Genomic DNA, 13,740 nt, shown 5'->3' with positions numbered 1-13,740 from the left:
AGGCATTGTCAACGTTAAAAGAAAATGGAATTGAAATCGGGATTTACACACTTGCGGATATAGGTCCAGATCCAGTAACGGGAAAAACAATTGGTATGAAGCAACGAATAGATGAAATGATTGAGGCAGCAAAACTGGCGGAAGAAGCCGGTCTAGCTATCTTTGGGGTAGGGGAACATCATCGATTAGATTATGCAGTCTCCTCGCCAGCTGTGGTATTAGCTGCGATTGCTAATGCGACAAATCGGATTCGATTAACGAGCGCTACTAGCGTTATCAGTACACTTGACCCTGTTCGCTTATTTGAAGACTTTGCTACATTGGATTTAATTTCAAATGGTCGTGCAGAAATTTTAGCTGGTCGAGGAGCTTTTATCGAATCTTTCCCCTTATTTGGTTATGATACAAATGATTATAATGAGCTGTTTAGCGAACATATGGATCTACTTTTAAAGCTCAATGAAAATGAAATTGTTTCTTGGGATGGAAAGTTCCGTTCATCGTTAAAGAATGCGGAAATCTCACCACGTCCTGTACAAGAACAGTTGCCAATTTGGATTGGAGTTGGCGGGACACCGGAAAGTGCTGCTCGTGCGGGGAGACTCGGTGTAGGTATGGCGATCGCGATATTGGGTGGTGATCCAATGCGTTTTAAGCCGCTGGTTGATATCTATCGCAAAGCAGGCTTGGAGGCAGGGCATTCTCCGGATAAGCTAACTGTTGGTGTCACAGGTCATACTTATCTTGCTGAAACAACAGAAGCAGCCAAGGATGAGTTTTATCCGTATTACGCCAACTATTGGAATTATGTCAATCGTCAGCGTGGGATGGGAACACGAATGTCAAGAAGTGACTTTGAACAGATGGCCAGTCCTGAAACAGCATTATTTGTTGGAGGTCCAGAACAAGTTGTCGAGAAGATCCTTAGGCAGCATGAGTTATATGGACATACACGTTTTCTGGCGCAAATCGATATTGGTGGACTACCGTTTGATAAAGTACAGAAAAATATAGAATTACTTGCAACTGAGGTTATGCCAATGCTGAAGTAGGCAACGAGCTAGGACGTTTCGATAACATAAATATGGCGTTGCTTTTTAAGAAGCTCCTTATAAAAATGGAAAGAGGTTGTTCAGGAAATCGTTAGTAACGATTTTTGATGAACTGCCTCTTTTTTTATGAGGAAATCGGACACAGTAAGAAAACACAAATATTGAATTTAATTGCTTGGTAAATTATTTGGCAAATGTATTCCTAATTTTTATAAGAATTTGTGCTATTCTAGTAATAATTGGAAGTTTGGAAGATATCGTTTGATAACAGAAGACCCTTGAAAAGACTTACTATAAAGGAGTGAATACGTGAAACGTTATCTATTATTAGGAGCGGGTGTGATGGTAATTGCTCTTGTCATAATGGCAGTAATCTATCACCAGAGCTCTAATCAAGTCACGCTCCCACAATCTGCACTGTTAAATAACTCGCAGGAGAATAGCCAGGAAGAATTAGAACAAGCGCAACCGGAGCAAATACAACCCGTTAACATAGACGAAGCCGTTTCGTATTCCTTACAAAACGATCAACTTAACGTTAGCTTTAATAATGGCGAGGATTGGGTTGCGGTTCCGGTTGAGAAGGACCAGCTATTTGTTGGTGAATATAATGGGAACGGACAAGAGCTGATTGAAAATAGCTATGTTCTAATGGAAGATCGAACTGGTTTCCTCTATTCAGAAGGAACCAATTGGGAAGCCCAACAAATCGTATTTCTTTATTCTATCGATCAAGGTGAAACATGGGAGAAATCCGTTGTTTCCGAATCCTTTCTGATGATGCGTTTTAGGAAAGTAGACTTTTTAAACGATGAGTTTGGATATGCGATTATCTCTGGTGATCGAACAATGTCCCAAGAATATTCCGTAGTCTTTCTAACACATGATGGTGGGAAGAACTGGGAAGAAACAACCTATACAGAAGTGACACGCCTCATTTCGGATGGTGGCTTTGTAGATGAGTCTACAGGATTTCTTTCCTTTGGAACGATTAATCCGATAGAACCGACGCTTTATGTTACCGAGGACGGGGGAAATACGTGGAATCAGGCATCCATTCATATACCTGAGAAATATTATGGGGTCTTTGTAATAGCAGAACCGCCAGTAAAAGAGGAAGAGCAGTTAAAGGTATTGATAAATCAAGGGCCGAATGGTGATTATGCAGGTGGTCTCGTCAAAGGGGAATTTATTTCATCGGATAATGGTAAAACATGGAATTTTTCAGAGGAGGTTCCACCAGATGAAGCAGAACACGAGTAAAACGAAAAAAGTCATTGGATGGGTATTATTTCTCGTAGCAAACGGATTTTTCTGTATGCAAATAGGATACCTTGTCTTTCACGAAAGATTCCAAGTAGACTATGTGGATAATCGATTATTTTATATCATAAATATTGTTTGTCTGATTATCCTAACGCTAGCGATCTTGCTGATTCTTCCATCAACTAGAAAATTAATAACGATTATCTCTAGCATTTCGGTACTTCTTATTATCGGGCATGTTGTTCTGCTAATTAGTAGCAACAATGAGATTAAAAATATCACAAGTATATCGCCAGATTGGAAGCATGTCCTCTCCATTAAAGAAAATGTGGAAAGTGGTGAAGCTGTTTATTATCGATCGTATTATGGTATTCTCGCTCGCCCGAAGGAAGTATTACCAGATAAGAAAATAGGTGAATTTCAAGTTGAGTGGTTAGCGGATGATGTTGGAGCAGTTACGTATAAAGCAGCAAATAATACAACGCAGCAGTTCATTGCTACTTATGGAGATCGTGGAAGTGGCATTTCCTATTATTACGTTGGAGCACAAACACATGGCAACTGGCAAGGTGATAACATCGAGCTGGTTAGCGGTCCGGAAGGAATTATGGTGACTGATAATGGTGAAACAGAAATGTTCCAATGGGATGATATTGATCAGTTTGGTACACTTGCAATCGTTTTAAAAAAGAATGGTGAAGCAGCTTGGACGATCGCATTACAAGAAAATTTTCAAGTCGATACAGGAACGGTTGAAGCGAACGAAGGGAATATTCTTTTATACAAAGCAACGATGGAGAAAAATGAGCCGATTGTATTATCGAAATCCTAATTAGATATTGAATCTCCTTTATTCATGCAGCGGGTTGCTGCACAAGCCGTTAAATAATAATGTGATCCCCGTACCTTACTAAGGCGTGGGGATCATGTTTACTTATTTGTAAATCTGCAAAAGATTATTTAAGAGTACTGTATCTCCTTAACTTGTTGAACAGATCGATTGGAGATTTCATTTAAAATATAATGATAATAATCAGCTTTTACGCTTGCAATTTCTCCAGTGCCAAACTCTACTCCAGGTGCAGAGTTTACTTCAAACAAGTAAAGCTCTCCATGCTTATCAATACCAATGTCAATTCCCATCGAGGTAGCCGGCTTTGTTAATTTCTCAATTTTATATGGCAGCGTCTTTCCTACTTGTTTGATGGAATCTCGAATTTCTTTCCAATTCTCTTCATAGTTTGCTTTTAAGAAAGGCGTTAATGAACTAACACTGCCGCCTTGCGCTACATTCGAAACGACCTTTTGGTTTGTTCCGATTCTAACGAGGTAAATAGGGACACTCCATTCGCCATTTCCATCCTTTTCGAGTCGAATTCGGCAATCAAAGGGATCGCCAGCTTTTGATTTAGACTCGATATATTTTTGAAATAGATATACTTTAGGATTGATCCGATCCTCAAAAAATGCTTTTAGTTCTGCCGATGAAATGTGTCTTTCCTGATTCTCATAGCTTATTATATAGCTGTCATTTTTCATGGAGATTAGAAATATTCCCTCACCCTTTTGTCCGTTTTTAGGTTTTGCAATAATTTCTTTGTGTTCATTTAAGAAGTTATAGAAGCCTTCGAAATGATCAACAGGTTGGGAAGGGATGAGTAAGTGTTTAAATTCCCCATCTTTTTCAAGCATATTATATACTTTTTCCTTCGAGCCAAATTTACCGTAGCTTGACAACAGGCTTCTTTCCTTTAAAAATCTGATTTCTTTTTTATATTTATAACAATAGCTGCTTAAATCAATAAATGGGGGGATTGAAACATCTTTAGGAACCCATTCGTTATTCCTAAGCATTTTCCCATGAATAATTTCTTCCTCGATATCAATATCTGTTGGATGACAATAAATTAAGTCAATACCATAATATTTAGCAGCTTTTGATAGTAGTCTTGCGTATTTCGACGGTTTTCTGCGATTACGCATAAAGCAAATTTGCAATGTTACACACGTCCTTTAACTACAGTTGGTTTCAATACATATTTTCTAGAATAGGAATTTACCTTATACTATATACTACCCTTTTCTAGGTTTTTAACAAACAGCTATAAGCTAACAATGTGATGATAATTATTGCAATTTAATGATGTATATTTCAGTGGTTTAACAGAATAAACAGAGTTAGGAAATGAAAGAAAAGTATGGAAAACGGAAATGGAAATATAAAATGTTTTCACAAGTAAGAGAATTTTAGTATTATAGTTAGGTTCATTAACTTGACAGATGGAATAGAACATGATAAACGTGTAGGGGACAATCTTTAATGTGAAGTTTACATAGCACGTTGCAATATCGAAACAGTCTAATTCATCATGTGCAAAGTCTGTTTAGAGGGCTAAATAAGTGAAGATAGTTATAAGATATTGTAAGATAAGCTTAAGTGTAAAAATGAGGTAAATGAAAGTCACTAATTAGTACGATAGTTATGGTGTTTTAAAGGAGGAAATGATATGTCAGAAGAGACTAACGAAGCAAATGTTGATACAAAAAAGAAGGTGAATGAGGGGGATAAAATCCAAATCATAAAAGGGGAACAAAAAGGTAAAACTGGAGAGGTTCTAATGATTCGCGAAAACTCTGTGATTGTCAAAATTGGTAATAATAAGGGAACTGGAGAACCAATTAAAACAGTTGTGAATCATAAAAATTATAAACGAATGAAATAAGTATTTAATGAAAGTGGATCGCCATACGGTGATCCACTTTCATTAAATGAGCTCGATTATAAGGATAATAGTGGACTATATCCAACAGACTTCCCTTGGATAATTTTTACAAATCTTGTAGAAGCCGGGGATAAAGGAACACTTTTTAAAAAACAGATTCCAATGCTTCTATTTGGAATTTCTTCTTCTAAATTCACTTCATATAATAATCCATTATTTAAATAGTTGCGGGAGAATTCTCTTGTCACACATGCAATCCCTAAATTTATTTTGGCAAATTCCAATAATAAATTATGTGAGCCTAATTCCATTTCTGGAGCGATCGTTATTCCCTTTGATTTCAAATAATTTTCCACATATCTCCTCGAATTTGACTTAGGTTCCAGAAATATTAAAGGAAGCTTTACTAATTCATCGAAACTTAACGATTTTGATAATACATATTTAAACTTTTCACCGCAAACAAAGATATCATGGGTGTCCATACAAGGGATTTGCTCTAATGTTGGATCGTTTAAAGGGAAATTACATAGAATAATGTCAACTTCACCTGACTTTAAAGCTGAACAGAGCTCCAAGGTCGTTCCATTAACAATATTAAATTTAATTTTAGGATATTTATGATGAAAGTCTTCTAAATATGGAAGTAAGAAATGCTGGGAAATCGTGTCTCCTACTCCTATCTTTAGCTCTCCTGTCGTTAAATTTTTAAATTCTAATATTTTTTCCTCACCGACATCAATTAAATTAATTGCGGAATTCGCATACTCAAATAAAAGCTCGCCCTCATGTGTCAATGTGACTCCTTTGGGTGTTCGCTTGAAAAGTCGGGTATCCAAATCTCTTTCTAATTGCATGATTGCTTGGCTAACTGCAGGTTGCGTCATATAAAGGCTCTCCGCAGCTTTTGAAAAACTATTCGTTTTGCCGACCCTACAAAATATCTTATATAAATCTAATTTACTTGCCATATAAGTGCTCCTTATATCTGATATTAGTGATATTCATTTTACTTATATCATTAATACCGTGTATATTACAAGTAAAGAGATACATAATGAAATTAACATTGAAGGAGCGATTCTATTGGAAAGAGTAGTTGGAACTGTAGTTAGAGGTCTCCGTTGTCCAATCATCAATCAAGGTGATAATATTGAGGAGATCGTTGTAGATAGTGTGTTAAATGCTGCTGAGGTAGAAAAGTTTCAAATTAAAGATAAAGATGTTGTTGCTTTGACAGAATCAATTGTTGCTCGTGCGCAAGGCAACTACGCTACAATTGAAGCCATAGCAAAGGATGTCCATACGAAATTTGAGGATGATACAATTGGTGTTATCTTCCCAATCTTAAGTAGAAATCGCTTTGCAAATATTCTTCGCGGAATTGCAAAAGGTGCTAAGAAAATTGTATTAATGCTCAGCTATCCTTCAGATGAGGTTGGTAATCACTTAGTGAGTATTGATATGCTTGATGAAAAAGGCGTTAATCCTTGGACGGATGTTTTAACAGAAAACCAATTTCGTGATTACTTTGGATATTTGAAGCATACATTTACGGGTGTAGATTATATTGAGTATTATAAATCACTAATTGAGGAATTTGGAGTTGAATGTGAGGTTATCTTCTCGAATAATCCGAAGTCAATTCTAGACTATACAAAGAGTGTGCTTACTTGTGACATTCACACAAGATTTAGAACGAAAAGAATTTTAGAAGCAAACGGTGGCGAGAAGGTATATAGCCTTGATAATATATTAGCCGATTCGATTGATGGCAGCGGATATAATGAGAAATATGGTCTGTTAGGTTCAAATAAATCAACAGAAGATAAGGTAAAGCTTTTCCCTCGCAATTGTCAGCCGACAGTGGACCGTATCCAAAGCATGTTGCAGGAGAAAACAGGAAAAAATGTTGAGGTAATGATTTATGGGGATGGAGCATTTAAAGATCCAGTAGGTAAGATCTGGGAGCTTGCAGATCCAGTAGTATCTCCTGCTTATACAGCTGGACTAGATGGAACACCGAATGAAGTAAAATTAAAATATCTTGCAGATAATAATTTTTCCGATTTAAAAGGGGAAGAACTACAACAAGCAATCTCTAAATTTATTGATGAAAAAGATGAGGATCTTGTTGGAGCAATGGAAGCACAAGGAACAACGCCAAGAAAGCTTACAGACTTAATTGGTTCCCTTGCTGACTTAACTTCAGGAAGTGGCGATAAAGGTACACCGATCGTCTTTATTCAAGGATATTTTGATAATTATACGAAATAAGTGAATATGGAATTCTGAATAAGCAATGCTAGGCTATTTTCTAGCATTGCTTATTTTAGTTCTGTCATCATTTGAGGTGGGATCCGCGGAACTCTCATTATACAATTTAGAGAAAGTTGTTAATGCCAGGAGTATATGGCATGATAAGTGCATATAGATGATTTCTAGTTATTTTGTGGATGGAGGAATTGGAAGATGATTGAAGTACCAAATTGTCCAAAATGTAATTCGGAGTATACATATGAAGACGGGAATTTTTTCGTGTGTCCAGAGTGTGCACACGAATGGACTTTAGAGGCAGCTGGAGAAAACATGGAAGATGAGAAAGTGATTAGAGATGCAAATGGAAATGTTTTAAAAGACGGTGATACAATCACTGTAATTAAAGATCTGAAAATAAAAGGAAGCTCGTCTGTCGTAAAAGTAGGAACGAAAGTAAAAAATATTCGTTTGGTAGATGGCGATCACGATATCGACTGTAAAATCGATGGTTTTGGAGCGATGAAATTGAAATCTGAATTTGTTAAAAAGGTTTAGGCGAAATTAGAACCTTATCATATTAATGGAAAAAGGACTTAGCTCATAAAAGTAGTAATGAGCCAAGTCCTTTCCATGTTTCTAAACTGTTTTTTTCATTTCTATGATTTCTTTTCCTTGTAATTTTTCTTGCTTCAACGGTTTTCTTGACCAGAAAGTCGCAAGAATCGATCCGTTAATAACGTGGGTTACGACCGCTACTGCCCCGGGTAATGCTGTTAGTGGCATAGTTGGAAAATGCGTATTGGCAAGTGATACACCAAGGCCAGCATTTTGAATGCCTACTTCGAATGAAATAGCGCGTCTCGTATCAGCGTCAAGCCTTAATAGCGTAGCAATGACGTAGCCGAGAAATAATCCAGAAAGGTTATGCAGGATTACCGTGATAAAGACAAGTATTCCTGCTGAAGCAATATTCTCCGTATTTCCAGAAACAACTGCTGCTACTACTCCTGAAACGGCAACAACTGAAATGAATGGCAAGGCTTGGACACTTTTTTCCACTGCCACAGGAAAGTATTTTTGTATGACTATTCCGAGAATAATTGGAATGATAATCACTTGAATAATCGACCAAAACATTTGGAATGGATTAACTGGCATCCAATGTCCTGCCAATAAATATAAAAGGGTTGGTGTCATAATCGGCGCAAGCATCGTAGATATCGATGTCATTGCAACAGACAATGGTACATTCCCTTTTGCAAGGTAGACCATTACGTTTGATGCCGTGCCACCTGGTACACATCCAACAAGAATGATCCCTGCTGCCAATTCTGGCGGGAGATTTAATAGCTTGGCAATGGTAAACGCAATGAGTGGCATGACTGTATATTGCAGCACGACACCAGCGATAACCGGTTTTGGTTTTGTCAAAGCAATTTTGAAATCGACTGGTTTCAATGTAAGTCCCATCCCAAACATAACGATTCCCAGAAGAATACTGATGTAGGAATTGAGCCAGGAAAATTGATCTGGCAAATTAAAGGCAATGATTGCAATAATGATTGTGATTAAAGCGAAATTCTTGTTGGAAAAATTACTGATAAAGTTGATTGCTTTCATGTTGTGCAGACTCCTTTTTTTGTGTAGTGAATTTTTAAAAAATAGAAATTCTACATATTATAACGCTTATTAACAGAAAAATCTATAGAAATAGAAAATTAACCTTAAAACTATCGCTCATGCTGTTTTGTACAAATTGACATATATAAATTTCCTCTATATAATAAGCTCGTAAATATGCGAAAGAGGTTCTTAGCGCTAACCCTCTATAAAAAACTAAGGAATATGATGCGATTGAAGTCGTGTGCCTTAGGGTACACGGCTTTTTTTGGTAGGTCTGCAAAATAGACTTTTGTCTAAAAACAAACAAGTGGAGGTAATTACATGAAGGAACAAGATTTGTCAGGACTGACTTTATTAGGGAACCAAGGAACTTCTTATGTATATGAGTATAACCCGGAAGTGCTGGAAGCATTTGAAAATAATCATCAAGATCGGGATTATTTTGTGAAATTGAATTTTCCGGAGTTTACAACGTTATGCCCAATGACGGGGCAACCCGATTTTGCAACGATTTATATTAGTTACATACCTGAAGTAAAAATGGTAGAGAGTAAATCTCTTAAACTGTATTTATTCAGCTATCGTAACCATGGCGGGTTTCATGAGGATAGTGTAAATGTTATCATGAACGATTTAATCAAGCTAATGGACCCGCGTTATATTGAAGTATGGGGGAAATTTACACCACGTGGTGGTATTTCCATTGACCCATATTGCAACTATGGTAAACCTGGGACGAAATATGAACAAATGGCAGAGCACCGTATGATGAACCATGATATGTATCCTGAAAAAGTTGATAATCGCTAAAATTAGTTTGAGAGAGGGCGGCTGCGAGTCTTCTTTATTTATGAAAATGGTTAGAAAATTAAAATGGTCACAGCTACTAATGAAAGTAGGCTAAGACTAGAAAATATTAAATATAAAACTACCTTGGTGCTCGAACAAGGTAGTTTTTTAATGTATACAAAAAATTAGACTATGTAATCTACCTACTTTGTTCTTGGTAAATCGCCTTTTTTTGAGGTATTTAGAGAAAATGGGAGCAACGTTTAGGTAGGAATACAAGCTATTACGTAAAAAGAACAATAGTATAAATTGTATACAGGCAAAAAGAAGGAAGGTGAAATGATTGAAGGAGAGATATAAGCAACAATTGGTCATGATTGTAACAAACGATAATCATTACGATCTATACGAGGATTCTTTTATTTCGAAATTGAAAGCTAGTAATTCTTCTAAGGTGATAACGAGCTATTTAGCTGCAATTAATGAGCTACTTGCTGAAGGCAATTTGAATGAAGTTGGTTTGGAACGTCTTAAACAGCTTCGATACCTTGTTTCATAACAGGTGTTTCTTTAAATCTCAAGATTAAAGGGTGAGAAAAAAATGCCATGTTTATTTAATGAAGGTCCTGATTTTGGGACAAATTTAAACTTTACCGATGATGATTTTGCAGAAGTAGATTTCACGGAAAACTTTACCTTCTCTTTTTATGGAACTACTTACTCGTCTGTATATATTAATTCGAATGGAAATCTAACTTTCGGAGGTCCGGACACCGCTTACACACCGAGTTTCGATAGATTTATCAATAATTTACCGAGGATAGCTCCATACTGGATTGATTTACATCCATCCTTCGCCGGAGTTGGTGGTGGTGTGTTTTATCAACAATTACCTGATCGATTCATCGTTTCGTATATCAACCTCCCCTATTACTTTGGTGCATTTCATCCTCCTATTAATACATTCCAAGTAGTTCTTTATAACACGGGTATGATTGGGTTTGGTTATGACACACTTGATAATACTTTTCCAGCTGGTGATGCTGACCCCGCATTTCCATTAGTTGGTTTGGCAAGTGGTGCTGGCGGCTCGAGCTCTATATTTGAATATAATCCTCCGGAAAATTTTACCCCACTTCAAACGGTTAATGGACCGAAGGGAGAGCTAAATCAGACACAATTGTTTTGGATCTATAATGGGGATGATTATATCCTTATTGACAGAGTAGTGCCATTCCATTGGAAGGTAGTCGTTCCGTATGGATATACACTTGATACAGAAAGAAGTCTTGAGGTTGTAATTGATCCCTCAAGAGAAAGGTACCTACGTTGTGCAACGGAGCCGATAAAAGTTCCAGCGACAATTCCTGATCCATGTAGCTGTGGAAGTGGAAGTATGACTTGTTTCGTAAGCGTAAATGCGGTAAGAGGGATTGGCGAGATTCCATTAAGAGGCTTAATTCCTATACGACAGCTTGATAACGATGCCACAAGTTATATTTGTAGTAATGATCGTGTGTGTTTTAATAAAATACTTTGCATTGGTTGTTTAAATAGTAGAAGTTTTTGTAACGACCCAGCATTTTTAGATAATGCTACCGTTCAAAATGTTACAATTAGTGATCCCATTACAAAAACATGTTGTGGTGAAACAATTTATGAATTAAGAGGGTTCGTGAAGCTACTCCCATGCTGTTAAAAAATTTAAAGGGGAATCGTCAAAATTAAGAATAATGACGATTCTCTTATTCATTTTTATGTTAGGTTTGTCGCTAATTAGCTTAATCTTTGGCAAGGAACCAATGAAAAAACTAAAAGTTCCTATTTTCTTGGCGTTCTATTTTTTGTAGCTGCTGTCGTAAGTTATGCAGTAATTCCTGTGTTTGTTGAAATTGAGGATTCTGTAGTGCTTGCTCCCCGTATTGATTCTGAGCATGTTGTAACACTTCCTCTGCTTGGCGCAGCTGTTCGTTAGCATGTACATATTGCTGATGGTCTACGCTTGCGTGATCTTTTGCTGATTGAATCGATTCCATAGATTGATGGACAAGCTGAGTAGCTTGTTGAATCTGATCGTGTGGGTTTTGCTGAACCATAAAAAAACCTCCATTCTTTAAATTTAAAAAATAGTTGTGCTGTAGCTCTAATGTGGTGTTGAATATGGCTAAACCACTATTGTTATAATTCCAAAGAAAAGTCGCATTATGTATGAAAGGGTGTTAAATATTTAAAGAATAATTAATAAATCCGTATGCACTAGACTTTCATTTAAAAATGGTATATAGTTACTTAGGTAACTATTTTATGGAGGCGGTCAATTTGTCGCAACGATTTTTCCAATTAAACATGCAATTTACTAGGGCGTTTAGGAAAAAATTAAATGAGCAGCTAGTTGAAGTTGGTTTATATTATTCCCAATGGATTATTGTCCATTATTTAAAGCAGTGGGGATCGGCTACGCTTGTAGAGATAACGAATTATCTGGATGTTGAGAAGCCGACAATATCTCGCACCGTCAAGCGTTTAGAGGAACAAGAATTAATTGAACGAATGCCGAGTCAGGATAAACGGGAGCGGAAGATACAACTGACCGAAAAAGGCTTGGAAATGTATGAAAAAGCTTATGATGTTGTCAATAAATTTGAACAATCATTACTGGAAGAAATACCTGAAACCGAAATGGAGTCAGCATTTCGAACGATTCAACAACTAAGAGATAAACTTAAATAAGGAGAGTATGTATAAGAATGAGTAACAAACCTATGTTATGGACGAAGGACTTTATTATGGTCGCGACATCCAATTTTTTGCTTTTTATATCGTTTTACATGTTAATCGTCACATTAGCTATTTATGCAGTAGATCAATTCGATGCTTCTCAAAGTCAGGCGGGACTTGCATCGAGTATTTTTGTGCTTGGAGCAGTGCTTGTCCGGCCGATTGCCGGAAGAATTATTGATCAAGTAGGCAAAAAGAATCTATTGCTCGTTGGGCTTGCTTTATTTTTTGTGTTTATGCTGTTTTATTTCCCGGTCAATAATTTAGCTGCTTTATTAGTTATTCGATTTATTCATGGATTTGCTTTTGGAATTAGTACGACAGCTACGAGTACAATTGCGGCAGATATTATTCCAATTGTAAGACGTGGTGAAGGGATGGGGTACTTTGCAACAAGTACAAATCTAGCTATGGCAATCGGCCCTTTCCTAGGATTGTATATTAGTCAAAACTTTAACAATCCGATGATTTTTATTGCTACTACTGTCTTCGCAGCTGTTGCATTGATTGCAACGGTTTTCTTACGTGTGCCAAAAGTAGATGCAGTAAAGGTTCCTATTGAAACACAAAAAGGATTCCATCTGAGTGACTTCTTTGAAAAAACGACAATTCCAATCGCTATTCTTGTAGCTACTGTAGGATTTGTTTATTCCAGTATTTTATCTTTTTTCTCCGCATATGCTGCGGAAATCAACCTAGTAGACGCAGCGAGCTTTTTCTTTATCATGTACGCTATTTTTCTGGTAGCATCCAGACCTTTTACTGGTCGATTATTTGACGCAAAGGGCGAGAATAGTGTTGTATATCCATCGCTTTTACTATTTGCTGTAGGTTTAGTTATTTTAAGTCAAGCAAGTGTTGGGATTAGCTTACTCCTAGCTGGAGCAATAGTCGGAGTCGGTTTTGGAACGTTTCAATCAAGTGCTCAAACGATTGCTGTTAATAAGGCAGCAAGACACCGTATTGGACTAGCAACATCTACATTCTTCATGTTTTTTGATTTTGGTATTGGTGTTGGCCCGTTCCTGTTAGGGTTTGTATTACCTTTCATTGGATTTAGAGGATTGTATATAGCAATGGCAGCAATTGTTCTCTTAAGCATTTGGATTTACTATATTGTTCATGGGAAAAAAGCAGCTGAACAAAGACGAATTAAAATGGAAAGTACGGAAATGAAAATATCTTAATGGGTGGAGAGGGAACTCTCCGCCTTTTTCTTTATTTCTGCAGTAAGGTTGTAGTATTCTTTT

Annotated in this window: 15 protein-coding genes and 1 riboswitch; of the genes, 11 read left to right on the top strand and 4 right to left on the bottom strand. The window is 36.8% G+C overall.

What is annotated here, in order from left to right; translation table 11 throughout:
- Positions 1-5: 5 nt before the first annotated feature.
- From F1560_RS00490 to F1560_RS00480, 3 genes are all read left to right on the top strand, one after another.
- Positions 6-1,052 carry an LLM class flavin-dependent oxidoreductase gene (locus F1560_RS00490; RefSeq protein WP_149472718.1) on the top strand — a complete coding sequence of 349 codons (1,047 nt, stop codon included), beginning with the start codon at positions 6-8 and terminating at the stop codon, positions 1,050-1,052.
- A gap of 309 nt (positions 1,053-1,361) precedes the next feature.
- Complete coding sequence (locus tag F1560_RS00485) at positions 1,362-2,315, top strand: WD40/YVTN/BNR-like repeat-containing protein (protein WP_187773586.1); 954 nt, start codon at positions 1,362-1,364, stop codon at positions 2,313-2,315.
- A complete protein-coding gene (locus F1560_RS00480) occupies positions 2,296-3,150 on the top strand; it encodes a hypothetical protein (RefSeq protein WP_149472717.1) in 855 nt (284 codons plus the stop codon). Before F1560_RS00485 ends, F1560_RS00480 begins: the two co-directional genes overlap by 20 nt.
- 128 nt (positions 3,151-3,278) lie before the next feature.
- Here the strand turns inward: F1560_RS00480 and F1560_RS00475 are convergent, their stop codons facing one another.
- A complete protein-coding gene (locus F1560_RS00475) occupies positions 3,279-4,316 on the bottom strand; it encodes a YheC/YheD family protein (protein WP_149472716.1) in 1,038 nt (345 codons plus the stop codon).
- Positions 4,317-4,825: 509 nt separating this feature from the next.
- Here F1560_RS00475 and F1560_RS00470 point away from each other — a divergent pair.
- Entirely contained in the window at positions 4,826-5,041 is a 216-nt protein-coding gene (locus F1560_RS00470) for a DUF2187 family protein (protein ID WP_149472715.1), read from the top strand.
- Positions 5,042-5,097: 56 nt separating this feature from the next.
- Here F1560_RS00470 and F1560_RS00465 read toward each other — a convergent pair whose 3' ends face one another.
- A complete protein-coding gene (locus tag F1560_RS00465) occupies positions 5,098-6,012 on the bottom strand; it encodes a LysR family transcriptional regulator (RefSeq protein WP_149472714.1) in 915 nt (304 codons plus the stop codon).
- A gap of 115 nt (positions 6,013-6,127) precedes the next feature.
- Here F1560_RS00465 and F1560_RS00460 point away from each other — a divergent pair, with 115 nt between their 5' ends.
- Both F1560_RS00460 and F1560_RS00455 read left to right on the top strand, forming a co-directional pair.
- Positions 6,128-7,318: a coenzyme F420-0:L-glutamate ligase gene (locus tag F1560_RS00460; protein WP_149472713.1), complete on the top strand. Its 1,191-nt coding sequence runs from the start codon at positions 6,128-6,130 to the stop codon at positions 7,316-7,318.
- Between the two features lie 195 nt (positions 7,319-7,513).
- A complete protein-coding gene (locus tag F1560_RS00455; protein ID WP_149472712.1) occupies positions 7,514-7,855 on the top strand; it encodes a zinc ribbon domain-containing protein YjdM in 342 nt (113 codons plus the stop codon).
- An 81-nt stretch (positions 7,856-7,936) separates the two neighbouring features.
- Here the strand turns inward: F1560_RS00455 and F1560_RS00450 are convergent, their stop codons facing one another.
- Positions 7,937-8,920: a bile acid:sodium symporter family protein gene (locus tag F1560_RS00450; protein ID WP_149472711.1), complete on the bottom strand. Its 984-nt coding sequence runs from the start codon at positions 8,918-8,920 to the stop codon at positions 7,937-7,939.
- A gap of 179 nt (positions 8,921-9,099) precedes the next feature.
- Positions 9,100-9,146: riboswitch (PreQ1 riboswitch) on the top strand.
- 98 nt (positions 9,147-9,244) lie between these two features.
- Between F1560_RS00450 and queF the strand changes: the two genes are divergently transcribed.
- The 3 genes from queF (at position 9,245) to F1560_RS00435 (ending at position 11,411) form a co-directional block, all read left to right on the top strand.
- Positions 9,245-9,733: a preQ(1) synthase gene (gene queF / locus F1560_RS00445; RefSeq protein ID WP_149472710.1), complete on the top strand. Its 489-nt coding sequence runs from the start codon at positions 9,245-9,247 to the stop codon at positions 9,731-9,733.
- Between the two features lie 322 nt (positions 9,734-10,055).
- A complete protein-coding gene (locus F1560_RS00440; RefSeq protein ID WP_149472709.1) occupies positions 10,056-10,271 on the top strand; it encodes a hypothetical protein in 216 nt (71 codons plus the stop codon).
- Positions 10,272-10,313: 42 nt separating this feature from the next.
- Positions 10,314-11,411, top strand: a complete 1,098-nt coding sequence (locus F1560_RS00435; RefSeq protein ID WP_149472708.1) for a hypothetical protein — start codon at positions 10,314-10,316, stop codon at positions 11,409-11,411.
- A 112-nt stretch (positions 11,412-11,523) separates the two neighbouring features.
- On the opposite strand, the gene F1560_RS00430 is transcribed toward F1560_RS00435, so the two are convergent.
- The gene (locus F1560_RS00430) at positions 11,524-11,808 is read right to left on the bottom strand and encodes a hypothetical protein (protein WP_149472707.1); all 285 of its coding nucleotides are present in this window, start codon (positions 11,806-11,808) and stop codon (positions 11,524-11,526) included.
- Positions 11,809-12,031: 223 nt separating this feature from the next.
- On the opposite strand from F1560_RS00430, the gene F1560_RS00425 reads away from it, so the two are divergent.
- Together F1560_RS00425 and F1560_RS00420 are read left to right on the top strand one after the other, a co-directional pair.
- Complete coding sequence (locus F1560_RS00425) at positions 12,032-12,442, top strand: MarR family winged helix-turn-helix transcriptional regulator (protein WP_187773585.1); 411 nt, start codon at positions 12,032-12,034, stop codon at positions 12,440-12,442.
- 17 nt (positions 12,443-12,459) lie between these two features.
- Complete coding sequence (locus F1560_RS00420; RefSeq protein ID WP_149472705.1) at positions 12,460-13,677, top strand: MFS transporter; 1,218 nt, start codon at positions 12,460-12,462, stop codon at positions 13,675-13,677.
- Positions 13,678-13,740: the final 63 nt, after the last annotated feature.

This window comes from Oceanobacillus polygoni, assembly GCF_008304605.1.
In the GTDB taxonomy this organism is placed as follows: domain Bacteria; phylum Bacillota; class Bacilli; order Bacillales; family Amphibacillaceae; genus Oceanobacillus; species Oceanobacillus polygoni.
Note: the sequence above shows the minus strand (reverse complement) of the source record. Positions and strands in the feature narration are given on the sequence as shown.